Origin of the sequence: Streptomyces sp. NPDC002680 (assembly GCF_042889145.1) — a bacterium.
In the GTDB taxonomy this organism is placed as follows: Bacteria; Actinomycetota; Actinomycetes; order Streptomycetales; family Streptomycetaceae; genus Streptomyces; species Streptomyces adonidis.
Map to the genome: position 1 here is coordinate 367,441 of NZ_JBIAQP010000002.1, position 26,358 is coordinate 393,798.

Here is a 26,358-nt window from a genome sequence, read left to right on the forward strand (position 1 = left end):
AAAGGGTGTGCGAGGACTACAGTGGAGAGCGCCTGAGGGAAGTGATCCCGTTGTCCGTCGCCTGGGACGCCATCGGTGGGCTGGTAGACGCCCATGAACGGTTTCTGGCCGGTGCGCGGGTCGACTCGGATGTCCGGGACTCGGTGCTCGACTCATGGAAGCGGTGCCGGTACGCGGGGGTCGAGCCGGACCGGCTGCTGATCCCGTACGCCCCCGACCTGGCGCTCGACCACCGGTTCCTGCATGCCGCCGAGCCCGTCCTGGAGCGCCTCACCGCATCGCTCGCCGAGCTGAACACGACCGTCGCGCTCTGCGACGCGCAGGCCAGGATGGTCGAGCGCTACGGCGGCGACCGCACGCTCCGCGACCGCCTCGACGGTGTCAATTTCGCCCCCGGGTTCGACGCCTCCGAACGGGCCGCGGGTACGAACGGTGTCGGCACCGCCCTCGCCGGGCGCAGCCCCGTCTACGTCGCGGGCCGTGAGCACTTCGCCGACTGTCTGCAACCGTTCGCCTGCGCGGGCGCCCCTATCCGCAACCCCCTCAGCGGCCGTATCGAGGCCGTCCTCGACCTGACCTGTCTGCACGACGACGGCGACCCCGCGATGATGCGGCTCGTACGGGAAGCCGCCCGGGACATCGAGACGCGGCTGCTGGAGCAGGCCACGGAGCGGGAGCGGGCGCTCCTCACCGCGTACCGCCGGGCCGACCACGGCACGCATGGGAGCGGATGGCCGGCCGAGCCCCGGCATCCGTCCCAGGCCGAGCCCCGGTCCCCGCACATGGCCCCGAACCACGGAGCCGCCCCCGACGGCGACGTCCTCGGCCCGATCGACCTCGCGGTCCTGCGCGAGAAGGCCGAAGCGCTGATCGCCGCCCCGCACCGCACCCTCGACGAGGTCCTGCTGTCCGGCGGCCGTACCGCCACCCTCCTGCGCCGCCAGGTCGAGGGCGCGGCGGGCGAGACGGGTGTGGTCGTCGAGGCCCGGGTCCTCGGCGGCCCGCGTCTGCGCCACACCCCGGCCGTGGATGCCCCGCCCGTGCCGCAGCAGCCGGCCCGAAAGCCCCCCGTCGTCCTGCGCGCGGTCCCCGAAGCGCCCCCGGCGCCGGAACCAACCGACACCGACGCATGGCTGCTCCTTGTCGGTGAACCCGGCGTCGGGCGGCTCGCCGTACTGGCCCGCCGCCGGCTGGAGCTGCTGCACGACGCAGGCGTCCGGATCGGCACCACCCTGGACGTCACCCGGACCGCCGAGGAACTCACGCAGGTCGCCGTCCCCCGCTTCGCCGACTTCGCCGCCGTCGACCTGCCCGACTCCGTGCTCAGGGGTGAGGAACCGGGGCACCTGGGCGCCGACACCCCGCTGCGCCGGGTCGCGCTGGGCGCCGTGCACGACGAGTCCTGGCTGTACGGGGTCGGCGACGAGGTCCGGTACATCGCGTCCACCCCGCAGGCCCGCGCCCTGGAGAGCCGCAAGCCCGTCCTCGAACCGGCGCTGACCGTCGACGGCGGCTGGATCGCGCAGGATCCCGTGCGGGGCGAGCGGGTGCTCCGGGCGGGGATCCACTCCCTCATCACCGTGCCGTTGCGCGCGCGGGGCACGACGCTCGGCTCGGTCGGCTTCTACCGCTCCGAGCGGCCCGAACCCTTCGAGAACGACGACCTGTCCCTGGCCCAGGAACTCGCCGGACGCGCGGCGATCTGCGTCGACAACGCCCGCCGCTACACGCGCGAACGCAACACCGCGCTCGCCCTCCAGCGCAGCCTGCTGCCCCGGGGACGGTCCCAGCAGAACGCCGTCGAGGTCGCCTACCGCTATCTGCCCGCACAGGCCGGGGTCGGCGGCGACTGGTTCGACGTCATCCCGCTCTCCGGGGCGCGCGTGGCCCTGGTCGTCGGCGACGTGGTCGGACACGGGCTGCACGCCGCCGCGACGATGGGCCGACTGCGCACCGCCGTGCACAACTTCTGCGCCCTGGACCTGGCACCCGACGAACTCCTCACCCACCTCGACGACCTCGTCGGACGGCTCGACCGGGGCGAGGGCTGGGCCGTCGAGAACACCCACCAGGACTCGGGAATCATCGGCGCGACCTGTCTGTACGCCGTCTACGACCCGGTGTCCCGGCGCTGCACCCTCACCCGCGCCGGGCACCCGGTCCCCGCGGTCGTCGGCCCCGACGGCACCGTGGACTTCGTCGACCTGCCGCCTGGACCGCCGCTCGGACTCGGCGGGATGCCCTTCGAGACCGTCGAGCTCGAACTCGCCGAGGGCAGCCAACTCGTGCTCTACACCGACGGGTTGATCGAGGACCGGCTCCGGGACATCGACGTCGGCCTGGACCGCCTCCGCACCGTCCTGGCCTGCGCGGGCCGGGCACCGGAGGACACCTGCGAGGCCGTCCTCGACGCCCTGCTGCCCGCCCGGCCGAGCGACGACGTGGCCCTGCTGGTCGCCCGTACGCACGCGTTGGGTCCTGACCAGGTCGCCCAGTGGCCGGTGCCGCGCGACCCGGCGTTCGTGTCCCACGCCCGCGCGGCCGTCATCGAACAGCTCACCGCCTGGGGCCTGGACGAACTGGCCTTCACCACCGAACTCGTGGCCAGCGAACTGATCACCAACGCCCTCCGGCACGCCACCGGCCCGGTCCAGCTCCGGCTGCTCCGCGACCGCGCCCTGATCTGCGAGGTCTCCGACGGCAGCAGCACCTCACCGCGACTGCGCCGCGCCCGCACCGAGGACGAGGGCGGCCGGGGCCTGTTCCTCGTCGCCCAGCTCACCGAACGCTGGGGCACCCGCTACACGGCCGACGGCAAAATCATCTGGACCGAACAGCCCCTGCCATGACCTGATCCCACAATCTGTGCCAACGGTCCGAGATCCGGGCGGTAGTTGACGTAGGGCGAGCCGTGCTGCTCAATTGTTCGCATGGATGCCCAGCAGCAGCGCTTGGTCACGCGCGGCCACATCGACCTCTGTCGAGTGTGCTCCGCCGCGTGTCGCGCCTGACTCGGCACCGGGCCGTCTGACCGGCCCTGGCTCTCCATCTCCCTTCTTCACGCTCCATCGCCCTCCTTCGTTCCCCCGCGCCTCCACCTTTTCTGACGAGCCGTCAACTGCGGCCGTAAGCAGGGTTGTTCCGCCCTGTACGCAGGGCTGTTCCGTCCTGCCCGGACGGCTCAGGGGAACCCGAGAAAGGCCGTTTCCCATGCCCGTGGAATTCCTTGGCATCGCCGCGACCAACGACGGCTCCGAGACCACCCCGCGCTCCGGCGCCGCCTTCGACAGGGACTACACGCTCCGGCTCGCCCGGGCGCACGAGGACCACGGCTGGGACCGGGTGCTCTTCGCCTACGGCTCCGGCTCGCCGGATCCCGCGCCCGCAGCCGCGTACATCGCCGGCGAACTGGACCGTCTCCAAATCCTCCTGGCCCACCGCCCCAACGTCTCCTACCCGACCTTCGCCGCCAAGACGTTCGCCACCCTCGACCAGATCAGCGAGGGCAGGCTGACCGTCCACTTCATCACCGGCGGCAACGACCAGGAGCAGGGCCGCGAGGGCGACACCCTCACCAAGGACGAGCGGTACGCCCGCACCCGGGAGTACATCCGGATCGTCAAGAAGATCTGGACGACCCATGAGTCCTTCGACCACGAGGGCGACCACTACCGCTTCCACGACTTCGTCAGCGATGTCTTCCCGGTCCAACAGCCGCGCCCGAACGTCTCGTTCGGCGGCTCCTCGCCCGCGGCGTACGCCGCCGGGGGTGCCGAGGCCGACATCTACTGCCTGTGGGGCGAGCCCCTGGAGAAGACCGCCGAGCAGATCGAGGCGGTGAAGGCCGCCGCCAAGGCAGCGGGCCGCACTGACGTACCGCGCATCCAGGTGGCGTTCCGCCCGATCATCGCCCCGACGGAGGAACTGGCCTGGGAGAAGGCCCACCGCACGGTCGGCGTGATCAACGCCCGCAGGGAACGGGGCGAGTTGATCAGCAAGCGCCACAACAGCCAGGCCCAGCCCGAGAATTCAGGCTCGCAGCGCCTGATCGCGATCGCCGAGGCGGGCGAGCGCTACGACCGCGCCCTGTGGACCCCGACCGCCGCAGCCACCGGAGGAGCGGGCAACTCCAACGCCCTGGTCGGCACCCCCGAGACCGTGGCCCGGGCCCTCCTCGACTACTACGACCTCGGCGTCGACATCCTCTCCGCCCGTGGCTACGACCTGCTGGGCGACGCCATCGACTTCGGCCGGCACGTCATCCCGATCGTCCGCGAGGAGGTCGCCAAGCGCGACGCGGAACGGACGGCACGGGGTGCGCGGGTACTGGAGTCGGCGGTGAACGGATGACCACGGCAACGGCCTTGACGGTACCGGTACGTCGTCGGCACCTGCTCCGGCGCAGGCGCCACCCTCCAGGTCCGACGAGGCCGTGACCAAGTCGGAGATCAGCCCGCCGGGACTGCCACTGCCCAAGACCAACAAGTAGCCCGGAGAAGAGCAGCAGCCGGCAGAGGAACCCTCAAGTGCCCCTTGATCAGGGTCACTTGAGGGCCCCCATGGTGACCCCCGTACGCCAGTACCGACGCATCGCCACCATCATGATCGCCATCGGAACGATGGAGAGCAGCGCACCGGTCAGGACCAGGCTCGTGAGGTCGACGCCGGACTCCGCACGCTTCCCGGACCAGTTGTACAGGCCCAGGTTGAGCGTCCAGTTCTCCTCGCCGCGCAGGACGGTGAGGGGGAGGAAGAAGGCGTTCCAGGTGTTGACGAAGGCGAGCAGGAAGACGGTCGCGCCGCCCGTCGTCATCATCCGCAGCACGATGCTGAAGAAGATCCGCAGCTCCCCTGCGCCGTCGATCCGGGCCGCCTCCAAGAGCTCGAAGGGGATCGTCGCCTCGACGTACACCTTGGCGAGGTACACGCTGAACGGGTTGATCAGGCAGGGGATCAGCATCGCCCACGGGGTGTCGACCAGCCCGATCTCCGAGAACAGCAGATACAGCGGCAGCGTGAGCAGCGCGATCGGGATCAGGAACGAGCCGACCACGGCCGCGAACACGGCACCGCGCCCGGGGAAGTCGAAGCGGGCCAGGCCGTAGCCGGTCGCGAGGGCGATCAGCGTGCCGCCGAGGGAGCCGACACCGGCGTACAGGAACGAGTTGGCCGTCCAGCGCAGGAAAATGCCGTCCTCGTAGGTGAACACCTGATGCAGGTTGTCCCAGAGGTGCCAGCCGGAGAACCACAGGCCGTTGGACTGGTAGAGGCCCGTACGGTCCTTGGTGGCGGCGATGATCAGCCAGTACACCGGGAACAGGCTGTACACGCTGGCCAGTACTAGACCGACCAGCACGAACCGCTGACCGCCACGCGAACGCGCCCTGGGATCAGGCCGGTTGAGGCGCCGGGCCGAAGGAGCCGGAGACCTCTTGGAGGAGTCGGCGGTAGTGGTCGTCGCGGTGGTGGCCATCAGTCGGTCTCCTTCGAGGTCAGCCGGTAGAAGAGGAAGGAGGCGACGCCGAGGATCAGCGCGAGCAGGACCGAAAGAGCCGCGGCGTAGTGGTAGTTGCCCGCGTTGAACGCCTGGTTGTAGATGATCATGATGGGCGTGAAGCTGTCGTCGACCGTCTGCGGGGTGATGTTCCGGAACAGCGCTGGCTCGTTGAAGATCTGCAGCATCTGGATGATCGAGAGCATCCCGGTCAGCACCAACGCCCCCCGCACGAACGGGATTTTGATGCTCGTAGCGATACGCCACTCACTCGCGCCGTCCAGCCGCGCGGCCTCGAACAGCTCACGCGGAACGCCTTGCAGCGCCGCGTAGATGATCACCATGTTGTAGCCGATGCCGTGCCAGGTCAGCAGGTTGCCGATGGACGGCCACACCATCGACGGCGCGAAGAAGTTCCAGTGGAGCCCGAACAGGTCGCCGAGCGGGGTGAGCGGGCCGACGTCCGGGCTGTAGAGGTTGATCCAGACGAGCGCGGCGACCACACCCGGGATCATGTACGGCACCAGCAGCATGATCCGGAACCGGCCGGCCGCCTTGGACGTGAGGGAGTCCAGGAGCAGCGCCAGCACCAGGCTGATCACCAGCATGACCGGGATCTGCACGAGGGCGAACAGCACCACCCGCAGCACGGAACCCATGAACTTCGGGTCTGTCAGGCCCTGTTGGTAGTTGTCCAGGCCGGAGAACTCGTCCGTGGTGCCGCCCAGGCCAAGACCGGAGGACTGCGAGCGATACAGCGACTGGTAGACGGCGTAACCGATCGGCAGCAGATAGAGGAAGACGAAGCCGAGCTGGAAGGGCACCGTGAACGCGGCACCCTTCCAGCGCAGTGAGCGAATCATCGGGATGTGCCTCAGCCCTTGACGTTGATACCGCGGGACTTCAGATCCTTGACCGTCCACTCCTGCATGTGCGCGAGGAGTTCTGTGACCGTCTGCTTCTTGCCGACCACCTGGCCCCACTGGCTCTGCAGCTCGGAGAACATCGCGGTCCAGTCGGGGCCGAAGGTCCAGTCGGTGGTCACAGTCGACAGGCTGTCCTTCACGATCTGCTGCGCCGACTGGTAGTTGGAGCCGAGCAGCTTCTCCGAGATCGCCTCGGGGACGTAGGAGTCACTGTCGGCCAGCGCTGGCATCACACCGCTGCCGGTCTCCGGGCTCGCCATCGTCTTGACCGCGCCGGTGTCGGTGGACATCCACAACGCGGCCTCGGCGGCCTGCTGTTGGTGCTTGCACTGCTTGGACACCAGGGTCAGGTTCCCGCTCTGGTTGGTCCCGGCCGGAGTCTTCGCGGCCTCGCCCTTGTACGTCGGCCACGGCGCGAGCGCCCACTTGCCGAAGGAGTCGGTGAAGTTCTGCACCATCCCGGACATCTGCCAGGTGGAGATCTGCCGGGTCGCGGTGCCACCCTTGTCGAAGTTGCGCTGCACGGCCGCGTAGTCGGCGAAGGACAGCTTCGAGTTGAGGTCGTTGTCGATGATGTCCTGGATCACCTTCGCGGCCTTGAGGCTGCCCGCGTCCTGGAAGTCCACCTTCCAGGCGTCGCCGTCGATGGCGTACCAGTGGGCGCCCGCCTGCATGGCCAGCACCTCCAGGGTGCTGGGGTCCTCACCGGCGTAGTTGGTGATCTTGATGCCGTGCTTCTTCAGGACCTTGCCCGCCGCGATGAAGTCGTCCCAGGTCGCCGGGGCCTTGAGGCCGTACTTCGCGAAGATGTCCGTACGGTAGATCGTGAACGCCGGTGCGGAGGCGGTCGGTACGCCGTAGACCTTGCCCTGGACCTGGCCGACGGCCCACGCGCCCGGGTTGAACCTGTCCTTGCTCGACCCGACGTACTTCGTGATGTCGGCCAGCGCGCCCTGCGCGACCCAACTCGTCACGTACTCACCGGTGTTCTGCAACAGACAGGGCGCGTTCTCGGCCTTGACCGCGTTGCTCAGCTGCTTCTGCATCGTCAACTGGTCGGTCACCTTGGTGTACTTCAGCTGGATGTCCTTGTGCGAGGCGTTGAACGCCTTGACGACCGCCTCCTGGCCGTTGGCCCAGCCCCAGAAGTCGAGGGTGACCGGACCGGAGGACCCCGAGGCGTCGTCACCTGAACCGGACCCGCCGCAGGCGGAGACGGTGAGCGCGAGAGCGCAGACGACTCCGGCGAGGGCGGGGCGCCTGAATCTGACGGACATGAGCGTGCTCCTTAGGTAGCACCAGGTATCGCCGGGTGTCGCCGCGAGGCCGAGAGTTGCAGCCGAGACATGTAACCGTTTGCCGTGCTGGACGGTAGGCCCGCGTATGGCCGAGAAGCAAGAGGTCGTCCGATTTCTGTTTCACACACCTTGCCGACGGGTTACGAACTGGCATGGGTGACCTGGGGTTTCCTCTTCCGTACCAGTTCTGGTGAGTGGCGGTCGCGTGATCGCATCTCCCTCGGGGGCATTGACCGACTCGGAGAACCGGTCCTAGCTTGGAATACGTTTACATCCCGCACCCGTGGTGCGTGTCCCACCCCGAACCTGGAGTCCCATGCCCGCCGTGCCCGCACCACGTCTCCCGGTCGCCCTGTTCGCGATGGACCCGGTGCACCTGCCCGAACTCTTCCCGCCCGCCCTGATGGAACGGCTGCGGGGACTGGTGCGGATCGATCCCACGCTGGTCGTCCAGGACTTCACCCACCCGAGTGCCGCCGCCGCGCTGGCCGAGGCGGAGGTACTGATCACCGGCTGGGGCTGCCCCCACATCGGCGCCGACGCCCTGGCCGCCGCACCCCGGCTGCACACCGTCCTGCACGCCGCGGGCAGCGTCCGCAGCCTGCTCGGCAACGCGGTCTGGGAGCGCGGGCTCACCGTCTCCAGCGCGGTGCAGGCCAACGCCCTCCCGGTGGCCGAGTACACCCTGGCCGCCGTACTCCTCGCCGGCAAGGACGCGTTCGGCCTGCGCGAACGCTTCCGCCGCGAGCGCGTCTACCCGGCCTCAGCCGACTACGCGGCCGTGGGCAACCTCGGCCGGCGCGTCGGCGTGATCGGGGCCTCGCGGGTGGGCCGCCGGGTACTGGACCTGCTACGCCCGTTCGAACTGACGGCGACGCTGTACGACCCGTACGTGGACGCGGAGGAGGCGCGGTCGCTGGGCGCGACGTCCCTGTCCCTGGAGGAGCTGCTGAGCACCAGCGACATCGTGACCCTGCACGCCCCGGACATCCCGGAGACGTACCGCATGCTCGACCGCGAGCGTCTCGCGCTGATCCCGGACGGGGGTGTCCTGATCAACACGTCCCGGGGCGCCCTGGTGGACCATGACGCGCTGACAGGGGAGTTGGTCTCCGGGCGGCTGGGTGCGGTGCTCGATGTCACCGAACCTGAGCCGCTGCCCGCGGGGTCCCCGCTGTACGACCTGCCGAACGTGTTCCTGACCCCGCACATCGCCGGGTCCCTGGGCAACGAACTCGCGCGTCTCGGGCGGACGGTGGTGGACGAGCTGGAGCTGCTCGGCGCGGGGGTCCCGCTCGGGCATCGGGTGCGGCAGAGCGATCTGGCGCGGAGCGCGTAGGTGTGGGGCGGGGGGTCAGCCCGAGGTGCGGGTGGGTGTAATCGTTTTCACCAGGAGGGGAGGGAGTTGCTGCACAGCAACCGGTCGGCACACCGGCGATGCAGTAACGTCGGAACGTGACGGAGAACGGAACCGAAGCCCGGAAATCGGGCCCTCGCGCCACGTCGGGCAAGCGCAGACGGACCGGGGCCGACGCCGACCGGCCCAGCACGATCCGCGATGTCGCGGCCAAGGCGGGCGTCTCGGTGGCAACCGTTTCCAGGGCCCTGGCCGGCAGCCATCCCGTCTCCGCCGCCACCCGGGCCCGCGTCATGGCGGCCGTCGAGTCCCTCCACTATGTGGTGAACGTCCACGCCAAGGCACTGTCCGGCGGGGTCGCGGGACCGGTAGCCCTCGTCATGGAGCAGATCATCGGCCCGTCGTTCGCCGATGTCGCCTCCGGAGTCGAACAGGAGGCCGCCGCCAGGGGCCGGCTGAGCCTCGTCTGCACGACCCACGGTGACCAGAACCGGGAGCACGACCTGGTCCAGCTGATGCGGGAACAGCACGCGGCGGCGGTCATCCTCGTGGGCGGCGCGGTCCTGGACGAGGCGTACCACGCACGCATGGCCGAGTACGCCAGGGCCCTGGACGCGGTCGGCTCCCGCCTGGTGCTGTGCGGACGCCCGCCCCTGCCCGGCGACCTGCCGGTGACGGTGGTGGAGTACGACAACAGGGGCGGCGCCTTCCAGGCGGGCGACCACCTGCTCAGCGCGGGCCACCGGCGCATCCTCTACCTGGGCGGCGACCCCGCGATGAGCACGGCCGAACAGCGCCGGGCGGGCTACCTCCAGGCGCTGCGCGCCCACGGGGTGCCGTACGCCGAGGAGTTGGACATCCCGGGGACGTACACCCGCGCCTCGGGATACGACCGTATGCGGGACGCGCTGAAGGCGGGCCTGGAGTTCACGGCGGTCTTCGCGGGCACGGACATGGTGGCCACGGGCGTACTGGCGGCACTGCGCGAGTCGGGGCTCGACGTCCCCGGCGATGTCTCGATCATGGGCTTCGACGACGTGCCCTTCGCGGCCGACCTGTCGACGTCGCTGACCACACTCCGGGTGCCGTACGAGGACCTCGGGCGCACCGCGGTACGGCTGGCGCTGGACGGGGAACGGCGCGCCGCCGGGGGCGATCACGTGATCCTGGGGACGCAGCTGGTGATCCGGCAGTCGGTGCGGGCGCCGGGGGAGGGGCGGGCGGGGCGGGGGCGGAGGGGTCGGGGGTGACGGTTGTTTTCTGTGCACCGCCCTGGGTATGGATCGCAACGCGATCAGATCATCGGACCGCATGAGTTGAACCTGGGTGGCGGGGGCGCCCAACCCGGCGGCTCAGGGGAGGGGTTCGGTGGTGCAAGCGGAGATCACACAGGTACCGATCACGCCGTACATGTCCCGGCCGGATGCGACGCTCACCGGCATCCTCGACGTCCGGGCACGATTAACCCCCGACCGCCCGGCGTTCCGCTTCCTCGTCGACGGGACGAGCGACCACATCGAGTCGTGGACCTACCGCGAGCTGAAGCTGCACTCCGACGCGGTGGCGGCGCGGCTGAGGTCCGGCGGGCACAGCGGTGACCGCGTAGTACTGGCCGGTCAGCCCGGACTGCGGTTCGTGGCGGGCCTGTTGGGCATCCTTCAGGCCGGCGCGACGGCCGTACCGGCCTTCCCGCCGACCAACCGACGGGCCGTGACCCGCCTGCGCTCGATCCTGGCCGACTGCGCACCGGGGGCGATCCTGGCCGACCCCCGCCATGAGCGGCGCTTCACGGCGCTGGCGGCAGACGGGGCCGTACTGCCGCCGCTGCTCCCGCTGGACGACGAACCGCCTCCGGAGACTGCGGAGGTCGCCCCAGCGCACCCGACGCTGACGAACACGGCACTGATCCAGTACTCGTCCGGTTCCACGGGCGACCCGAAGGGCGTGGAGCTGACCCACGCCAACCTGATGAGCAACTGCCGAGCCATCGGCCGCCATATCGGTGACGACGCCGATCGCGTCGGGCTGAGTTGGTTACCGCCATACCACGACATGGGCCTCATCGGGACCATCATGCTTGCGCTGCACGGCGGTTGGCCGCTGCTGATGATGACGCCGGAGCACTTCGTCCAGCAGCCGGCGCGCTGGCTCCGGGCGATCACCGAACACCGGGTGACCATCACCGTCGCCCCGAACTTCGCCTTCCAGCTCTGCGCGGACGCCGTGGACGAGGAGGATCTGGCCGGGGTGGACCTGTCGTCGCTCCGCCACGTCTTCTGCGGCTCCGAGCCGGTCGTACTCGACACTCTGGACGCCTTCCGCAAGCGGTACGAGCCCCTGGGCTACCGCGAGAGGACCCTGATCCCCTGTTACGGGCTCGCCGAGGCCACACTGTTCGTGACGGCCAAGGAGCCCGGGACGGACGTGCGCGTCGAGTGGGTGGACCGGCGGGAACTGTCGCGCGGCCGGGTGGTGAGCGCGGCGGGCGACACGAGCGACCCGGTACCCATGGTCGGCTGCGGAGCCGCGGCGGAGGGCCACGAACTCCTGGTCGTCGACCCGGACTTGGGCCGGGAGCTGCCGGACGGCGAGGTCGGGGAGATCTGGGTACGCGGCCCCAACGTCGCCGCCGGCTACCATCGCGGACCCGAGCTGACCGCGACGACGTTCGGCGCGACGCCCGCCGATCACACCGGCCTCGATCCGCACACGTATCTGCGCACCGGCGACCTCGGTTATCTGCGCGACGGTGAACTGTTCGTCACCGGCCGGATCAGCGGCCTGCTCGTCGTGGCCGGCCGGAACCTCTACCCCCAGGACATCGAGCGCACGGTCGACCGCGCCCACCCCTCCGTGCACCGGTCGGTCGCCTTCGCGGTCCGGGGTACGTCCGAGGAGCACGTCATGGTCGTGGCCGAGGTACGCGACAGCAGTCGCCGACCCCGGGCCGAACTGGACGCCCTGCGCGACGACTTGATCGCGGCGGTGGCCGCCGAACACGGCGTACGGCCGGCCGGCGTGGACCTCGTACGGATCGGCACCATCCCCATGACCACGAGCGGGAAGATCCGCCGGGAGGCCGCGCGGGAGTGGTGGTGCCATGAGCGCTGAAGCCAACGCCGAAGCCAACGCCGAAGCCAACGTTGCGGCCGATGTTGAGGCCAAGGCTCTGCCACCGCGAGACCGCGCCGCGCTCGTGCTCGCCTGCGCGACGGTGGGCGGATCCACGCTCGGCTTCGTGGCCGCGATGGTCTTCACCGCCCAACACGGCTGGTCCTGGCTGCACTTCGGGCTGTTCGCGGGTATGTACCTCGTCACCTCACTCGGTGTCGAGGGCGGACTGCACCGGTTCTTCTCCCACCGCTCGTTCTCCGCCGGGCCGGTACTGACCTTCCTGTGGGGCATCGCGGGCAGCATGGCGGCGCAGGGGCCGATCCTGTTCTGGGTGTCGGTGCACCGCAAACACCATGCCTTCGCCGACCGGGAAGGCGATCCGCACTCGCCGCGCCCACGGGGCGAGGGACGGCTGGCGGTGCTGCGCGGCCTGTGGCACGGCCATGTCGGCTGGCTGTTCACCGTCCGGCGCGAGGGCTGGGCCAAGTTCGTCCCCGACCTGCTGCGCAGTCGCCATGTCGTGCTCGTCGACCGTTATTACGTCTGGTGGATCGCCCTGGGACTGGCGCTGCCCGCGGCGCTGGGCTGGGCGATCACCGGTCGGCCCGTGGACGCGCTCGGCGGACTGCTGTGGGGCGGGTTCGCCCGGATGTTCGTCCTCGACCATGTGACCTGGACGGTCAACTCGCTGGGGCACACGCTGGGCCGTCGCCCGTACGAGACCAGGGACTCCAGCCAGAACCTCGCCGTGCTCGCGCCGGTCTCGGTGGGCGGCTCCTGGCACAACAACCATCACTCCCAGCCGTCGCTGGCCCACAACCGACACCGAGCCTGGCAGCTCGACATCACCGGCGGGGTCATCGGCCTCCTGGACCGAGCGGGACTGGTGTCGGACGTCCGCTATCCCGCCCGTACGGCAGAAACCAGGAAAGCCCAGGAGAGAGGGAAGGACGAACCATGTCGGCACTCAGTGCCCCCGAGGGCATCGTCCGGCTCGACCCGAGAAGCCTCCGGATCAAGAGATTCTCCGCCCTGACCACCATGACCCTCCCGCTCGCCGGCACCGCAGCCGCCGTATATCTGTTGCTGACCGGGCGGTTCATGGCGACCGACCTGATCCTGTTCTTCGCCTTCTACGCCGTGCACCTGGGCGGAGTCACCATCGGGCTGCACCGCTACCTCGCCCACAAGGCGTTCAAGACCTCCCCCTGGTTCCAGGACGTCCTGATGGCCGCCGGTTCCATGGCCGCGCAGGGCCCGTTGCTGTTCTGGGTCGCGACGCACCGGCGGCACCACAAGTTCGCCGACCGCGAGGGCGACCCGCACTCGCCCAATCTGCACGGCACGGGCTTCAAGGCCCGTATGCGCGGCCTCTGGTACGCGCACATGCCGTGGATGCTCAGCGAGGAGTCGTCGAAGTGGTCCGTGTACGCACCCGACGTCCTGCGTGACCGGCGCCTGGTCCTGCACCACCGCCTCTACCCGACCTGGGTCACGGCCGGCCTCGTCCTCCCGGCCGTGATCGGCTTCGCCGTCGGGCACACGGCCATGTCCGCCTTCTCCGGGCTGGTCTTCGGCGGCCTCGCCCGGATCTTCGTGGCCAACCAGGCCGCCTGGTGCGTCGGTTCGATCTGCCACGCCTTCGGCAGCAGGCCGTTCGACAACGGGGACAAGAGCACCAACAGCTGGTGGGTCGCGGTCCTCACCTTCGGCGAGGGCCTCCAGAACAACCACCACGCGTTTCCCGGTTCCTACCGGCACGCCACCCGCTGGTGGGAGCCCGACCTCAGCGGCTGGGTGCTGACCGTCCTCGGCCGGCTGCACATCGTATGGGATCTGCACGAGCCGTCAGCCGCGCGAATAGCCCAGAAAAGAACGGGAGTTGGGGTTCGTCATGTTTCGCCGTAACAAGATCGAGAGCAAGAACGCGAGCAAGAGTGAGAGCACGTCCGAAGCCGGTCCGGTGACGGAGGATGCCATCCGGGCATGGATGGTCGACTACCTGCGGAACAAGCTGTCCGTGGACCCGTCGCACGTCGACACGACCCGGTCCTTCGAGGACTACGGACTCGACTCCCGCGCCGGAATCCAGATGTGCGGAAAGCTGGAGAAGTTCGTCGAACTCCGCCTGTCACCCGCCCTGTTGTACGAGCACTCGTCCATCGACGCCGTGGCCGCCCATCTGGGCCGGCGGCTGTCGGAGGAGAGCAGCCACTGAGAGCGGGGGCATGAAGGCCATGAGCGGCATACCCACCCACCCGAACCGCCGATTCGAGGAATTCCTCGACAAGTCACGGGCGTTGGAAGGCCAACACCTGACGCAGTCCATCCCGCGCGAGTACTTCACACCACGCACGGCCCGAGGGCTGCTGGGGCTGGCGGTGAGCCTGGCCCTCTACGCGGGTGCGATAGCCGGAGTCGCGTACTCCCCGTCCTGGCTGCTCGACATCCCGCTGTGGTTCGTGGCCGGCCTCGGCGGCTGGGGCATGCACTGCATCGCCCACGACTGCGGACACGGCTCGTTCTCCCGGTCACGACGCCTGAACACGGCGGTCGGCAGCTTCGCACTGCTGCCACTCCTCTACCCGTACCACTCCTGGCGTCACGTCCACAATCTGCATCACTCGCATACGAACAACCTCGAACTGGACACGGACTGGCGCCCGTTGCCCCCGGAGGCCTACCAACGTCTCTCGCCCCTCGCCAAGGCGATCTACGCGGGCACCCGCACCTGGGCCTTCTGGGGAGGCACCGTCCGCTACTGGTTCGTGTCGGGCTTCCGGCCGGGCTACTTCCCCAAGCGGTCGATGCGGCGCGACGTCTGGCGGTCCATCGCCTTCACCGGTCCCGTGGCCGTCGTAGGACTCTCAACGCTGGTGTGGCTCACCGGAGTTCAGGGCCTGCTGGGCTACTTCGTCCTGCCCTGGCTGACGACCCACCTGTGGTTCAGCGCCACGACGCTCATGCACCACAGCGCCGCCGACGTCCCCTTCCTGACCTCGGAGTACTGGACGCGCAACGCCAGCAGACTGCTCCTGACCACGGACTACGCGTACCCGAAGGCGCTGCTGTTCCTGACCCACAACATCTCGGTCCACACCGCGCACCACGTGGCCCCGGCGATCCCGTTCTACAACCTCCCAAAGGCCCAACTCGCCCTGAAAAAAGCCCATCCGGGCATGGTCCGGGAGGAGCGGCTGAGGCCCGGTCATCTGTGGCGGATCCTCAGCGACCTGCACCTGTACGACACGGAAGCGGGCTTCTACACCGGCTTCGAGGCGGCGAAGGAGCCCCCGAAGAACCGGCCGAAGACGACGTCCCGCCCCTCGTGACTTCATGGAGGCAAAGCCATGCCGGCGACCGACCAACAACTGACCGAACCTGCCATGGGCCCGGCCGAGGCCCTCTCGGAGCTGTTCACGCCGGCCGGAAAGCACAACCCCTACCCCCTCTACGACGCCCTGTGGGAACTCGGCCCGGTGATTCCCCTGGGCCCCTCCGGAACCCTCGTACTCGGCTACGACGAGATCTGCGCCGCCCTGCGCGATCCCCGTTTCCTGGTCACGGACGCCGCCGTGCACCGGACGACGGGCATGATCGACCACTCCTCCTGGCAGTGCTTCACAAAGATCATGATGTTCAGCAACTCGCCCGACCACGAGCGTATGCGCCGCTTCGCCGCCTGGGCCTACTCGCCCCGCCAGATCACCGAACGGCGCCGACTGGCGGCCAGGGCGGCCGAGCGCTGGACGACCCACTTGGCCACCCTCGACGCCGACGGCGGCCCGATCGACCTGGTCGAGACATTCGCGACCCGCGTCCCGATCTCGGTCACCGGAGACCTGCTCGGCGTCCCCGAGGCGGACCGGCTGGAGCTGCGTACGGCCATCACCGCGACGACGACCGCGTTCGAGCCGGTGTTCGACCCGGACGAACTGCTGCCGGCCGACGCGGGAATGGACGTACTCGTCGACTACCTCGACGACCTCGTACGGGAACGCCGGCGCCGCCCGGGCGACGATCTGGTCAGTGCGATGGTGCGGGACCGGGACGCCGACGGAGCGCTGAGCGAGGAGGAACTGGTCGCCAGCCTGGTGATGTTCCTGATCGCGGGCGTACAGAGCCCGAGCGACCTGATCGGCAACACGGTGAGGCTGGCCCTGAACCACCCGTCGGAGGGCAGGGGAATGACCGCCGACGACGACCTCGTACCGGCCTTCGTCACGGAAACCCTGCGCTTCGACCCGCCGAACCACGTACTGACGCGGTCCGCGGAGACGGACATCGACTTCCACGGCCATCGGGTCGCCGCGGGCAGCAGGGCCCTGCTGGTCCTGGCCGCCGCCAACCGCGACCCCCGCCAGTTCGCCGACCCGGCGCGGTTCGACGTCACCCGCAAGGACAACCGCCCGCTCTCCTTCGGACTGGGCCCGCACTACTGCCTGGGCGCCGCCTTCGCCAGGATGCAGGTGGAGATGGCGGTCCCCGTCCTCCTGAGCCGTTTCCCCCACCTGTCCCTGGCGGCCCCGCCGACCTACCGGGACCAGCTGGTGACACGCGGTTTCGCCCGGATGGAGGTGATGCTCGGTACGACGTGACTCCGAAACCGCGCGGAACAGCGGAGACCAGCGGCAAGATGAGCCCATGACAAAACTGCCCGCACGGTCGGATGGATGCGCCTCCTCTGGTTCGGTGCTGTCGCTGTGGTCACAGGACTCCGTGTTGTCGATCGGCTCGGTGGGGTCGGTGTTGTCCGTGGGGTCGGTCGGTTCGGCCCTGTCGATCGGCTCGATCGGAAGCGCGCTGTCCGTCGGCTCGATCGGTTCCTCCCTGTCGCTGATCTCGACCGGATCGTGGCTGAGTATCGGTTCGCTGTTCTCCGCACAGTCGCGCTGGTCGGTGCTGTCCTGGCGTTCCAACCGGAGTTTCCTGGCCGCGGGAGCGGTGGGGGTGGCAGTCGGAGGCGCCCTGCTGGCGGCCCAGACGCTGCACAGGTCCGGAACGGACTGACGCGGCAGGGGAGTTGACGTACCGCATGGCGAATTCCCCTGTGAAACATTGCCGCATGACACGTTGTCAGTGGCCCATGGCACGATCCCGGGCATGACATCGATCGACGAAGCGCTCCTTCTCAAGACGGCCGCCGAGTACGGCGTTCCCGGCCCCGTCGCAAGGGAGTTGCTGGCCCAGACGCGGCCGTGCGTCTACCTCGTACAGCACCGGGAACTGCCCCCGTCCCGGCAGGAAGGCGCCCGCCCCGCCGCACGAACGGGCGGGCTCCCCGCACTGCCGGACGGGGTGGACTGGCCCGAAGGGCGATCGCCGCTCGTACTGACCGTCGACTGCGCGGCCCTGCCCCAGGACGTCCTGGACATCGAACTGCCCACCGACGGCCACCTGTTGATCTTCTCGGAGATCTCGTACGAGCCCGACTCGGCCGCGGTGCTCCACGTCCCGGCCGGAGCACACACGACGGAGCGCGTCGCGACGTACGAATGGGAGGGCGAGCCCATGCAGACCACGGTCTACGAACCACGCACCCTGTACGCCGTGCCCGGACTGAGCCTCGACGGAGACGGGGAAGGGGGCCCGGAGACCGAGGCGTTCCTGGACGGGGAGGGTGAGGAGGCCGGGGAGGCGCTGGAGCGGTTCGAGGAAGCCGTACTCGACCTGGCCTACGGCGGACAACAACCCGGCGTCTGCGTACAGATCGGCGGGTTCTCCGACCCGTGGGACATGGCCCCGGACGAGGGCGAACTCGTACTGTTCGCGCAGCTGGCCGGGCAGGCGATCGACTACGACGTATGCACCATGAACCTGATCGTGGGGACACGGGAGGACATAGCCGCCCGACGGTACGACGGCCTCCAGTTCGAGCAGCAGACCTGATCTGTGGTTCGGTGCAGGTGGCGCGCTCACTCCTGTACGGAGGCCATGCCCATCGGCGAGTAGCGGTCACCTGCCGCCGCTCCGACCGGAATCGCGGCGCTCAACTCGGCGACGGTCGCGGGGTCGAGTTCGACGGCGGCGGCAGCGACGTTCTGCTCCAGCCAGGTGCGCCGCTTCGTTCCGGGGAGAGCCGTGACGCCGTCCTGGGCGAGCACCCAGGCGAGGGCGAGCTGACCGGCCGTCACGCCGAGGGTGTTCGCCGTGGCGACGATCCGGTCGAGCAGCGAAAGGTTCCGCTCCAGGTTCGCGTCGGCGAAGCGCGGCGAGGTACGCCGGAAGTCGTGAGCCGGCAGGTCGTGCACCGATGACACGGCCCCGGTGAGGAAGCCGCGCCCGAGCGGCGCGTACGCGACGAAACCGAGGCCCAGTTCACGGACCGTGTCGAGTACGCCGTTGACCTCGACGTTCCGGCTGAACAGCGAGTATTCGGTCTGCACCGCCGAGAGCGGGGCCACTGCGTGCGCCGCCCGGATACTCGCCGGGGACGCCTCGCTGATACCGAGGTACCGCAGCTTGCCCTCCGCCACGAGATCGGCGAGGACACCGAATGTCTCCTCGACCGGCACGCCCGGGTCGACCCGGTGCAGGTAGTAGAGGTCGATGTGATCGGTACCCAACCGGTGCAACGAGCCCTCCACGCACGCCCGCAGGTACTCGGGGCGCCCGTTGGGACCACCGACGATCTTCCCGGCCTCGTCGAGGGTGACGCCGCCGCCCTTCGTCGCGACGGTGAGTTCGTCACGGTGACCTTTCAGCGCGCGCCCGAGCAGTTCCTCGCCGCTGAAGGGCCCGTACATGTCGGCGGTGTCGAACATCGTGACGCCCAGCTCGACCGCCCGGTGGACGGTCCTGGTCGCCTCGGCCTCGTCCGGGGTGCCGTACATCGCGGTCATGCCCATGGTGCCGAGGCCTTCGACGGAGGTGACGAGGCCGTGCCGGCCGATGTTGTGTGTCTGCAGAGTCATGTCTCCACCAAGTCCAAGTCGTTGTAGGGGCTCCTGACCAGGCCGTCGGCCCACGCGGTGAGGTGTCGACGTAGACGGCCGGGTCATGGCAGTGCAGGGAGTGAGGCTTGTCGGGAAACGCGCGACAGGTGAAGGAGCGATCAGCGCCCTCGACCAACTGCCCCGTACGCGCGACACCTGAAGGTCGGTGATCGCTCCGAGCAACTCATCGTGCGACGACCGCCATCCCGACGAGATCGGCGGTCGCGTCCCACAGCCGGCCGGCCAGGGCCGGGTCGAGTCCGGCCTGGCCCGGCCGCCGGACGCTCGGGGAGCCCCGGAAGCCGCCGAGTCCGTCCGGACCGACGTAGGTGTTGCCGGGCACGTCCTGGGTGGCGGCGTACAGCGGCGACAGCGCTCCGCGCTCGGGGTCGTTGGTGAGGAAGGTGAACCGGTTGATGACGTTCGACCGGGACTGGGCCGCCAGCGACGTACGGGCGATGCCGGGGCTGGCGAGCACCGAGCGCACCCCGCTGCCGGCGGCGGTCAACCGGCGCTGCAGGTGTAGTTGGTGGTGGTCTGCAGATCGAGACTGTCGGCGGTACGCGCGGCGGGGATGTCCATCACGCCGGCGTTGTTGACCAGGATGTCGATGTCACCGGACCAGGAGTCGGCGAAGGCACGCACCGAGCCCAGATCCGACAGGTCGAGCGACCGGACGTCGAAGACGCCGGGCAGACCGGCGACGGCACGGCGGCCCCTGTCGGTGTCGCGCACCCCCACCACGACACGGGCACCGGCCCGAGCGAGTTCACGCGCCGTGATCAGCCCGAGGCCACGACCGGCCCCGGTGATCACCACCGTACGGCCGGTCAGGTCGGGAAGGTCGTGAGCGGTCCAACTGGGCATGGGCATGGCTCCGTAAGGCGAGGTTGGTGGTCCGTGCGGCGACCGGTGATCGCATCGCCAGTGAACTCGCCGCACGACGGCCGGTGGAAGGACATGCGGAACCACTGACTGGCAGGTCGTGGTTAAGCCGCGCCGGATGCCCAACGATGGGGACCATGGACCATACGTTCGACCGCTCGTCCCTCGGCGCCTTCCTGCGCACCCGTCGTACGGCGCTGCAACCGGAGGACGTCGGTTTGCGCCGCGGACAACGCCGACGTGCTCCGGGCCTGCGCCGCGAGGAGGTGGCGGAACTGTGCACCATGTCCGCCGACTACTTCGCCCGCCTGGAACGCGGCGACGGGCCGCAACCGTCGGAGCAGATGATCGCGGCGATCGCCCGCGGCCTACGCCTGACCCCTGACGAACGCGACCACCTGTTCCTCCTCGCGGGCTACCGAACGGCCCGCCGTGACCTACGCCTTGAGCACGTGAGCCCCGGCCTGATGAGAGTGATGGACGGCTTGGCCGACACCACCGCACAGGTCATGGGCCCACTGGGAGAGACGCTGCTGCAGACACCGTCAGCGGTGGCGTTGCTCGGCGAGCAGACCCAGTACACGGGCAACGCCCGCAGCGCGACGTACCGATGGTTCACCGATCCGACCGCCCGCGAGCGCTACCACCCCGAGCAACACGACGACAACAGCCGCACCAACGCGGCACTGCTGCGCACGGCAGCCACCCGAGACGGCCCCGACTCCCCGGCGGCGAACTTGGCGGCTCTCCTCCTGGACACCAGCGAGGAGTTCGCCCACTTGTGGGAGCGCCACGAGGTGGGCAGACGCTGGAGCGAAACAAAACGCTTCATCCACCCCCAGGTAGGCGAACTGCACCTCTACTGCCAACTCCTGCTGGAGCCGGACCAGGGCCAGTCCCTCCTCATTTTCACGGCCACCCCAGGAACAGAAAGCCACGAAAAACTCGCCCTGCTGACGGTCCTGGGCACGGACACCTTCGCCACCGACTCGGAGTAGAGCCGGTCGGAAACCCGTTAGAAGGCGTGAGCCATCAGCTCCGCGAACAGCACGTGTTCGTCGACATCGAGGCCCCGTGAGCGGAACCAGCCGCAGATGTTGGCGCAGTCGCGCTGGAGGAAGGCCATCCCGTTGAGGTTGCCGACCAGGTCGACGATCTGCGGCAGGTCGATGACGACCAGCCGCTCGCCCGCCGCCAGGATGTTGTACGCCGAGAGGTCGCCGTGCACGAGGCCGTTCTGCACCATCGTCGCGAGCGCATCGGTGAGCTGCTCGAAGTAGGCCGCCAACAGCTCGGGCGAGGGCCGGGTCTGGGCAAGCCGGGGCGCGGTCTGGACGGAGCCCTCCTCGTCGACGACGGTGATCCACTCCATCAGGATCTCGGTGCCGTCGATCTGGACCGGGTAGGGAACCGGCAGCCCGAGCTCCCAGAACCGCACCAGCGCACCCCACTCGGACACCGCCCACTCGCCGGCCGCGACCTGCCGGCCGAAGGTGCTCTTCCGCTTGACGGCCCGCTCGTCACGTGAGCGCTTCATCGAGCGGCCCTCGGTGTAGGACGCGGAGCGGTGGAAGGACCGGTGCTCGGGAGAGCGGTACCGCTTGGCCGCCATGACCACACCGGCGGTGGGGTCGCGCGGATCGGCACGCTCGACGAGGTGAACGTCGGCCTCCTTGCCGGTCTTGAGGACACCGAGCTCGGTGTCGATCGCGCCCTGCGAGGTCACCACCCAGTCCGGCAGCGGCTCGGGGCCTCGGCAGAGGGGTTCGACACTGAGCCAGGTCGACCAGCGCTGGCCGTCGCCGAGGTCGTCGTAGGCACGGAAGTCGAAGACGAACCGTTCGTCGACGTCACCCAGCTCGTCCGGCGGCGGGACGTGATGACGGTAGGCGTCGGTGCTGAAGTCGTCAGGAAATACCGGGTGCTGAGGGTGTTGAGGGTGCTGCGAGAGATCGTCGTGAGACATCGCTGGAGGTGCTCCATGAGGCGAGAGGGAAGCGGCCTGCGGGCAGACCGAGGACAGTCGTGATCACGGTCGTGCCTCCTCTCGTGAAGCACCGGGCAGCTCCCGGTGGTCCGCCCATGCTGAGGGACGGCCACGGGGAGCGGCAACCGAATAAACCCGGCCCGTGTTGAGCGGCCCCAGCGGTGCCGCAGTTGTGAGGCTTGCTCGCCCGTACCGAGCGCGTCCAAGGCCTTGTTCGGGCTGCCGTTGGCCGGACGTCGCCGGGCCGGATCCGCGGTGGGCGAGCGGGCCCCGACGCCCGGTAGGAGCGGGATGGGAGACTCGTACTTCCCGCAGGACGACAACGGCGGCATTGACGTGTTGCATCGCGACGCCCAGGACGGCCACTCCTGCCGCACCGGGCTTCCTGCCAGAGGTTCTGCCTGTTGCCATCCGGTGGCCGAGCGGCCATCGCCTGGATCGACGCCGGCCCGGTTGTATGCAGGTGTGGGCCCCGTGTTCGATCGGTCAGGCGGCATCCCGTCAGATCTTGATGACGGTGACGCGCTCGCGGCAGAGCGCGGCGAGGTCCTCGGGGTCGGAGGTGAGGACGGTGACGGGTCCGGGGGCGGCCAGCGCCGTAGCGCTGAGCATGGCGTCGATGGCGAACTTGTGCCCGTGCAGACCGGCGTCGGCGAGGAGGGCGGCGGCGTGACGGGCGATGTGCTCGGTGACCGGTTCGATGACGAGGCGAGACAGGGTCCATTCCAGGGCCGGCCGATTGATCCGTGGGTGAATCACTTCCACGAGGGTGGCTGCCGAAGTGATCACCCGCAGATCGTCGGCGCGGGCGAGGGCGAGCCAGCCGGTGACCGTACGGTCGCGCAGGACAGCCTTGGCCAGCCCCTCGCTGTCGAGGACCAGGGTGCCACCGGGGATCGCGGGCGAGGAGGTCACGCGGCGTTCGCTCCGCCCCTGGTCTGCTGCTCCCGGGCTTGGTGGAGTTGGTCGCGCAGAGCCTGAATCTCTTCGTCGGTGATGGGGCCGTGTTCGGCCTCCGCCACCGTGATGAGTTCGTTGAGGTTGTCCCGCTCGATCTGCCGGGCGACGGCTGCGGCGACGTAAGCAGACAGCCCGGAGGGGCCACTGCGGGCCTTGGCGGCTTCGGCGATATCGCGCGGCATGGTGATCGAGTACTTGCCGGTAGGCTCACTCATGCTACCTATCCTACCTTTAATCCTCCCGGTCGAGTCGGGCTGGCGGAGAGCGGAGGACGGGCCGTGGCCGGCCCGCGCACGGAGGGTGCGACGGATATCAGGGCGTTGCGGATGAGTCGAGTGTCTCGCAGTGGCTCAACTCCGGCGTTTCCGCACCGGACGTGGCTGCTTGCGCCGGTCATTCGGTCGACGCGCTGCTCAAGATCTACGCCAAGTGCATCGACGGCCAGGAGCAGGAGATGAACGACCGGATCCTGAAGAGCGGCACGAGGCCTAAGTTACGGCTGTGCATCCCCTTCACTTCCAGAACTCGAAGGAGCGGGGCATCAATGTCTACCGTTACCTTCCCGGCGCGCAAACAGCCGTGACCCGTCACTGGCCGGGCCTGTTCCAGGACTGGCCGCCCGAGCCAACTCCCTTCACCGAGTACGCGGTGAACAACAACAATATGGAAGAGGTGGCCGTCTATACCGGTCTGGTCTGGCGCCTCACCGCGGGGCTGGCTCGATACGCGATCCCTACCTACTACCGAGAAGAGGCCGCACAGACTCTGGGACGCGAGCCGGTACTCGTCGACTGGGAGTACGACATCGAAGCAGAGGCCCCGCACGCGGTGCGTGACAACGGCTTCGTCCCAGGGTGCTCAACTGCCGGTAGCCTCCGCCCAGATGCCTGGAAGGACGTAAAACGTGCTGGGCTGTTCGAACTCTCAACACCCCGAGACCTCGTTCGTCTGCTGCATGCCGTCCTGTTGGATGCGTCCTCAGAGATCACGGTCTTTGCGGTTGCCCCCGGCCCCGCCCGGCTGAAGGATCTCGTCGCCTCACTGTCCGGCTCGTCCAGGCCAAACCTGCCCTCGGTCATCAGGGGCGCCGATGTCTTCGTGGACCTGACCATCGGCAGTGACGTCGACTACTACGACGCGATCACGGTTGCCTCCCATGCTGACCTCCAGCCGCGTCTTGACGCGTTGGCGAACGACTTCGCACAACGGATCGAGGTCTTCGAAGGCCGCGTAGACAGCCTGACTGACGTAGAGGCTTTCCTCGGGGTCGTCCCCGACCTGTCAGGGATCGACCTGGACGCTGAGTGAGCGTGTGCCGGGGCATCCGGCACCACCGAAACCGAGGTCTTCTACGTCGCTTGATCTGCGGAGAGAGCACCCAAGATCAACACGCTATTACAGCGTGATCACTGTCATGGGGCTGCTCTCAGCGGTATCTGCCCGCACACACGCGAAGACCCCGTCCTCAGCTACTGCGCTGATGGCGGGGTCTTTGGGCACCCAATACAAGGTGCCCCCGGCAGGATTCGAACCTGCGCACACGGCTCCGGAGGCCGTTGCTCTATCCCCTGAGCTACGGGGGCGTGTCTGGCGCGTTGCGCGGTGACGGGTAGAACACTACCAGCTCGTTCGGGGTGATCAGGAACGGGTTTTGAGGGTCCCGGGGGACAGGGCAGGCGTCCGCCCGCGGGCGTGGAAGTGGGGAAAAGCCGGACGCGGTGGCCGGTCTCGACCTACCCTCGACTTGTGCCAGGCGTGTCCGGCCGGGTGCTTGTTGTGGACGACAACAAGGTCATCCGGCAGCTGATCAGGGTCAACCTCGAACTGGAGGGTTTCGAGGTCGTGACCGCTGCTGACGGTGCCGAGTGTCTGGAAGTCGTTCATCAGGTGCGCCCCGACGTCGTCACCCTCGACGTCGCGATGCCCCGGCTCGACGGTCTGCGCACCGCCGCCCGCCTGCGCGCGGACCCCCGTACCCGCGACCTGCCCCTCGCCATCATCAGCGCCTGTTCGCAGTACGAGGTCGAGGCCGGCCTTGATGTGGGCGTCGACGCCTTTCTCGCCAAGCCCTTCGATCCCGCCGAACTCATCAGCCTCGTACGGCAGTTGGCCGAGCGGGGGCGGGACAGCGCCTCCCTCGAGACCGCCCTCGCGCCGCCCCTCGGCGCCCCCAACGAAGCCGAGCGCGCCGGCTGGGGCGCCAGCGGCTGACCCGGAGGTCCGGGTGACCCGGGCGGTCCGGGCACCGTTTCCACCAGCCCCTCCTCACTCCCGGCCACCTCCTGGCTCCCTCCGGCCACCCCCCACCCCCTCCGCCCACATCCCGGACCCCCGCAAACCCAGTCGCACCCCCACCCCCCTCCTCCCATACCCTTGTCCCGTGACCCCCGTCGAGCTGTCCCGTACCGTGCTGTGCGCGGTACGTTGTGCTGTCGACGAGGGAAAGCTCAGCGTCGCCGTCCCCGCACGCGCCGTCGTTTCCGCGCCCGGGCCCGGTGGCACCGGGGACTACGCCACGAACATCGCCCTGCAGCTGGCCCGGCCCGCCGGCCGCACCCCCCGCTACGTCGCCGAAGTACTGCGCGAGCGGATCAGCGTCGCCCCCGGTGTCCGCGACGTCGAGATCACCGGGCCCGGATTCCTCAACATCAGCCTCGACAGCGCCGCCCCCGCAGCCCTCGTACGGGAGATTCGAAGTCAGGGCCTGCGGTACGGGCACAGCGACGCCCTTGCCGGGCAGGTGGTGTCGGTCCTGCTGACCAGTAAGAGTGAGGTCCGCGCCGAAACCCTCGCCGACGCCCTCGCACGCATCGTCGCCACCCAAGGCGGCCGGGTTCACATCCAGCGCGGCGGCAGCCGACAGAGTGCTGCCCATGACGTCGAGACCCTCGACCTCCGCACCCTCCCCCCGGCCCCCCACGACCCCACCCCCCTCGGCCCCGACGCCGTCCGCTGGGCCCTCCTCCACCCCGCGCCCCACGACCGGCCCCGTATCGGCGCCGAGCACCTCGTCCAGCGCGAGAGCAACCCCCTCTTCCGGGTGCGTTACGCCTACGCCCGTACCCGCGCCCTCGGTCGCAACGCCGCCGATCTCGGCTTCACGGCGTACCCCGGTGACCTCACCGACGTAGCGCAGCCCCCGCTCCTCCCCCCCCTCGCCGACCACCCCCGCCTCCTCCTCAGCGCCGCCACCCACCGCGCCCCGGACCGGCTCGCCCGGCATCTCGTCACCGTCGCCGATGCCACGCTCGCCTTCACGCCCACCGTGCTGCCGCTCGGCGACGAGAAACCCTCGGCCGCCCATCGGGCCCGGCTCGCGCTCGCCGAAGCCGCCGGGACGGTGCTGGCCGGCGGCCTGTCCCTGCTCGGCATCGACGCACCCGAATACCTTTGACATGCCTC

General features: G+C 69.2%; 25 protein-coding genes, 1 tRNA gene and 1 pseudogene. 17 read left to right on the top strand and 10 right to left on the bottom strand.

Going from position 1 to position 26,358, the window contains the following annotated elements; translation table 11 throughout:
* Positions 1–41: 41 nt before the first annotated feature.
* Together ACFYXF_RS08235 and ACFYXF_RS08240 are read left to right on the top strand one after the other, a co-directional pair.
* Entirely contained in the window at positions 42–2,849 is a 2,808-nt protein-coding gene (locus ACFYXF_RS08235; protein ID WP_389348753.1) for a SpoIIE family protein phosphatase, read from the top strand.
* A 361-nt stretch (positions 2,850–3,210) separates the two neighbouring features.
* Positions 3,211–4,350 (top strand): LLM class flavin-dependent oxidoreductase, encoded by a 1,140-nt coding sequence (locus tag ACFYXF_RS08240; RefSeq protein WP_389348754.1) that lies wholly within the window; start codon positions 3,211–3,213, stop codon positions 4,348–4,350.
* Positions 4,351–4,543: 193 nt separating this feature from the next.
* Here the strand turns inward: ACFYXF_RS08240 and ACFYXF_RS08245 are convergent, their stop codons facing one another.
* From ACFYXF_RS08245 to ACFYXF_RS08255, 3 genes are read right to left on the bottom strand one after another with little or no spacing between them, the layout of a single operon-like run.
* On the bottom strand, positions 4,544–5,473 hold the full coding sequence (locus tag ACFYXF_RS08245) for a carbohydrate ABC transporter permease (RefSeq protein ID WP_389348755.1): 930 nt from the start codon (positions 5,471–5,473) through the stop codon (positions 4,544–4,546).
* Positions 5,473–6,357: a carbohydrate ABC transporter permease gene (locus tag ACFYXF_RS08250; protein WP_389348756.1), complete on the bottom strand. Its 885-nt coding sequence runs from the start codon at positions 6,355–6,357 to the stop codon at positions 5,473–5,475. The genes ACFYXF_RS08245 and ACFYXF_RS08250 overlap by 1 nt, the downstream gene beginning before the upstream one ends.
* 11 nt (positions 6,358–6,368) lie before the next feature.
* The gene (locus ACFYXF_RS08255; RefSeq protein WP_389348757.1) at positions 6,369–7,697 is read right to left on the bottom strand and encodes an ABC transporter substrate-binding protein; all 1,329 of its coding nucleotides are present in this window, start codon (positions 7,695–7,697) and stop codon (positions 6,369–6,371) included.
* Positions 7,698–8,034: 337 nt separating this feature from the next.
* Between ACFYXF_RS08255 and ACFYXF_RS08260 the strand changes: the two genes are divergently transcribed.
* From ACFYXF_RS08260 to ACFYXF_RS08305, 10 genes are all read left to right on the top strand, one after another.
* Complete coding sequence (locus ACFYXF_RS08260; protein ID WP_389348758.1) at positions 8,035–9,057, top strand: hydroxyacid dehydrogenase; 1,023 nt, start codon at positions 8,035–8,037, stop codon at positions 9,055–9,057.
* Between the two features lie 116 nt (positions 9,058–9,173).
* Positions 9,174–10,325 carry a LacI family DNA-binding transcriptional regulator gene (locus tag ACFYXF_RS08265; RefSeq protein ID WP_389348759.1) on the top strand — a complete coding sequence of 384 codons (1,152 nt, stop codon included), beginning with the start codon at positions 9,174–9,176 and terminating at the stop codon, positions 10,323–10,325.
* A gap of 118 nt (positions 10,326–10,443) precedes the next feature.
* Entirely contained in the window at positions 10,444–12,186 is a 1,743-nt protein-coding gene (locus tag ACFYXF_RS08270; RefSeq protein ID WP_389348760.1) for a fatty acyl-AMP ligase, read from the top strand.
* Positions 12,176–13,225: an acyl-CoA desaturase gene (locus ACFYXF_RS08275; protein ID WP_389348761.1), complete on the top strand. Its 1,050-nt coding sequence runs from the start codon at positions 12,176–12,178 to the stop codon at positions 13,223–13,225. The genes ACFYXF_RS08270 and ACFYXF_RS08275 overlap by 11 nt, the downstream gene beginning before the upstream one ends.
* Complete coding sequence (locus ACFYXF_RS08280) at positions 13,147–14,097, top strand: acyl-CoA desaturase (RefSeq protein WP_389348762.1); 951 nt, start codon at positions 13,147–13,149, stop codon at positions 14,095–14,097. The genes ACFYXF_RS08275 and ACFYXF_RS08280 overlap by 79 nt, the downstream gene beginning before the upstream one ends.
* On the top strand, positions 14,084–14,407 hold the full coding sequence (locus ACFYXF_RS08285; RefSeq protein ID WP_389348763.1) for an acyl carrier protein: 324 nt from the start codon (positions 14,084–14,086) through the stop codon (positions 14,405–14,407). The genes ACFYXF_RS08280 and ACFYXF_RS08285 overlap by 14 nt, the downstream gene beginning before the upstream one ends.
* A gap of 10 nt (positions 14,408–14,417) precedes the next feature.
* Positions 14,418–15,521 carry a fatty acid desaturase gene (locus ACFYXF_RS08290; RefSeq protein ID WP_389348764.1) on the top strand — a complete coding sequence of 368 codons (1,104 nt, stop codon included), beginning with the start codon at positions 14,418–14,420 and terminating at the stop codon, positions 15,519–15,521.
* Between the two features lie 18 nt (positions 15,522–15,539).
* The gene (locus tag ACFYXF_RS08295) at positions 15,540–16,787 is read left to right on the top strand and encodes a cytochrome P450 (RefSeq protein WP_389348765.1); all 1,248 of its coding nucleotides are present in this window, start codon (positions 15,540–15,542) and stop codon (positions 16,785–16,787) included.
* Positions 16,788–16,833: 46 nt separating this feature from the next.
* On the top strand, positions 16,834–17,199 hold the full coding sequence (locus ACFYXF_RS08300) for a hypothetical protein (protein WP_389348766.1): 366 nt from the start codon (positions 16,834–16,836) through the stop codon (positions 17,197–17,199).
* Between the two features lie 93 nt (positions 17,200–17,292).
* The gene (locus tag ACFYXF_RS08305; RefSeq protein ID WP_389348767.1) at positions 17,293–18,078 is read left to right on the top strand and encodes a DUF1963 domain-containing protein; all 786 of its coding nucleotides are present in this window, start codon (positions 17,293–17,295) and stop codon (positions 18,076–18,078) included.
* 26 nt (positions 18,079–18,104) lie between these two features.
* Here ACFYXF_RS08305 and ACFYXF_RS08310 read toward each other — a convergent pair whose 3' ends face one another.
* The 3 genes from ACFYXF_RS08310 to ACFYXF_RS08320 all read right to left on the bottom strand — a co-directional run bounded on the left by ACFYXF_RS08310 (position 18,105) and on the right by ACFYXF_RS08320 (position 19,991).
* Entirely contained in the window at positions 18,105–19,103 is a 999-nt protein-coding gene (locus tag ACFYXF_RS08310; RefSeq protein ID WP_389348768.1) for an aldo/keto reductase, read from the bottom strand.
* A 205-nt stretch (positions 19,104–19,308) separates the two neighbouring features.
* A complete protein-coding gene (locus ACFYXF_RS08315; RefSeq protein ID WP_389348769.1) occupies positions 19,309–19,602 on the bottom strand; it encodes a hypothetical protein in 294 nt (97 codons plus the stop codon).
* 26 nt (positions 19,603–19,628) lie between these two features.
* Positions 19,629–19,991 carry an SDR family NAD(P)-dependent oxidoreductase gene (locus ACFYXF_RS08320; RefSeq protein WP_389348770.1) on the bottom strand — a complete coding sequence of 121 codons (363 nt, stop codon included), beginning with the start codon at positions 19,989–19,991 and terminating at the stop codon, positions 19,629–19,631.
* Positions 19,992–20,137: 146 nt separating this feature from the next.
* On the opposite strand from ACFYXF_RS08320, the gene ACFYXF_RS08325 reads away from it, so the two are divergent.
* Positions 20,138–21,007, top strand: coding sequence for a helix-turn-helix transcriptional regulator (locus ACFYXF_RS08325; RefSeq protein ID WP_389348771.1), 870 nt, complete (start codon positions 20,138–20,140; stop codon positions 21,005–21,007).
* Between the two features lie 17 nt (positions 21,008–21,024).
* Here ACFYXF_RS08325 and ACFYXF_RS08330 read toward each other — a convergent pair whose 3' ends face one another.
* From ACFYXF_RS08330 to ACFYXF_RS08340, 3 genes are all read right to left on the bottom strand, one after another.
* Entirely contained in the window at positions 21,025–21,975 is a 951-nt protein-coding gene (locus tag ACFYXF_RS08330; protein ID WP_389348772.1) for a serine protein kinase RIO, read from the bottom strand.
* Between the two features lie 522 nt (positions 21,976–22,497).
* Positions 22,498–22,911 (bottom strand): DNA-binding protein, encoded by a 414-nt coding sequence (locus ACFYXF_RS08335; protein ID WP_389348773.1) that lies wholly within the window; start codon positions 22,909–22,911, stop codon positions 22,498–22,500.
* Positions 22,908–23,171 (bottom strand): CopG family transcriptional regulator, encoded by a 264-nt coding sequence (locus ACFYXF_RS08340; RefSeq protein ID WP_389348774.1) that lies wholly within the window; start codon positions 23,169–23,171, stop codon positions 22,908–22,910. Before ACFYXF_RS08340 ends, ACFYXF_RS08335 begins: the two co-directional genes overlap by 4 nt.
* A 116-nt stretch (positions 23,172–23,287) precedes the next feature.
* Here ACFYXF_RS08340 and ACFYXF_RS08345 point away from each other — a divergent pair.
* Together ACFYXF_RS08345 and ACFYXF_RS08350 are read left to right on the top strand one after the other, a co-directional pair.
* A pseudogene (locus tag ACFYXF_RS08345) lies at positions 23,288–23,431 on the top strand (site-specific integrase); the annotation flags it as partial.
* A gap of 26 nt (positions 23,432–23,457) precedes the next feature.
* Positions 23,458–24,264 carry a hypothetical protein gene (locus tag ACFYXF_RS08350; RefSeq protein WP_389348775.1) on the top strand — a complete coding sequence of 269 codons (807 nt, stop codon included), beginning with the start codon at positions 23,458–23,460 and terminating at the stop codon, positions 24,262–24,264.
* 203 nt (positions 24,265–24,467) lie between these two features.
* On the opposite strand, the gene ACFYXF_RS08355 is transcribed toward ACFYXF_RS08350, so the two are convergent.
* A tRNA-Arg gene (locus ACFYXF_RS08355) sits at positions 24,468–24,539 on the bottom strand.
* A 115-nt stretch (positions 24,540–24,654) separates the two neighbouring features.
* On the opposite strand from ACFYXF_RS08355, the gene ACFYXF_RS08360 reads away from it, so the two are divergent.
* Together ACFYXF_RS08360 and nrtL are read left to right on the top strand one after the other, a co-directional pair.
* Positions 24,655–25,167 carry a response regulator gene (locus tag ACFYXF_RS08360; RefSeq protein WP_389349007.1) on the top strand — a complete coding sequence of 171 codons (513 nt, stop codon included), beginning with the start codon at positions 24,655–24,657 and terminating at the stop codon, positions 25,165–25,167.
* 169 nt (positions 25,168–25,336) lie between these two features.
* Complete coding sequence (gene nrtL, locus ACFYXF_RS08365; RefSeq protein ID WP_389348776.1) at positions 25,337–26,350, top strand: ArgS-related anticodon-binding protein NrtL; 1,014 nt, start codon at positions 25,337–25,339, stop codon at positions 26,348–26,350.
* Positions 26,351–26,358 lie beyond the last annotated feature (8 nt).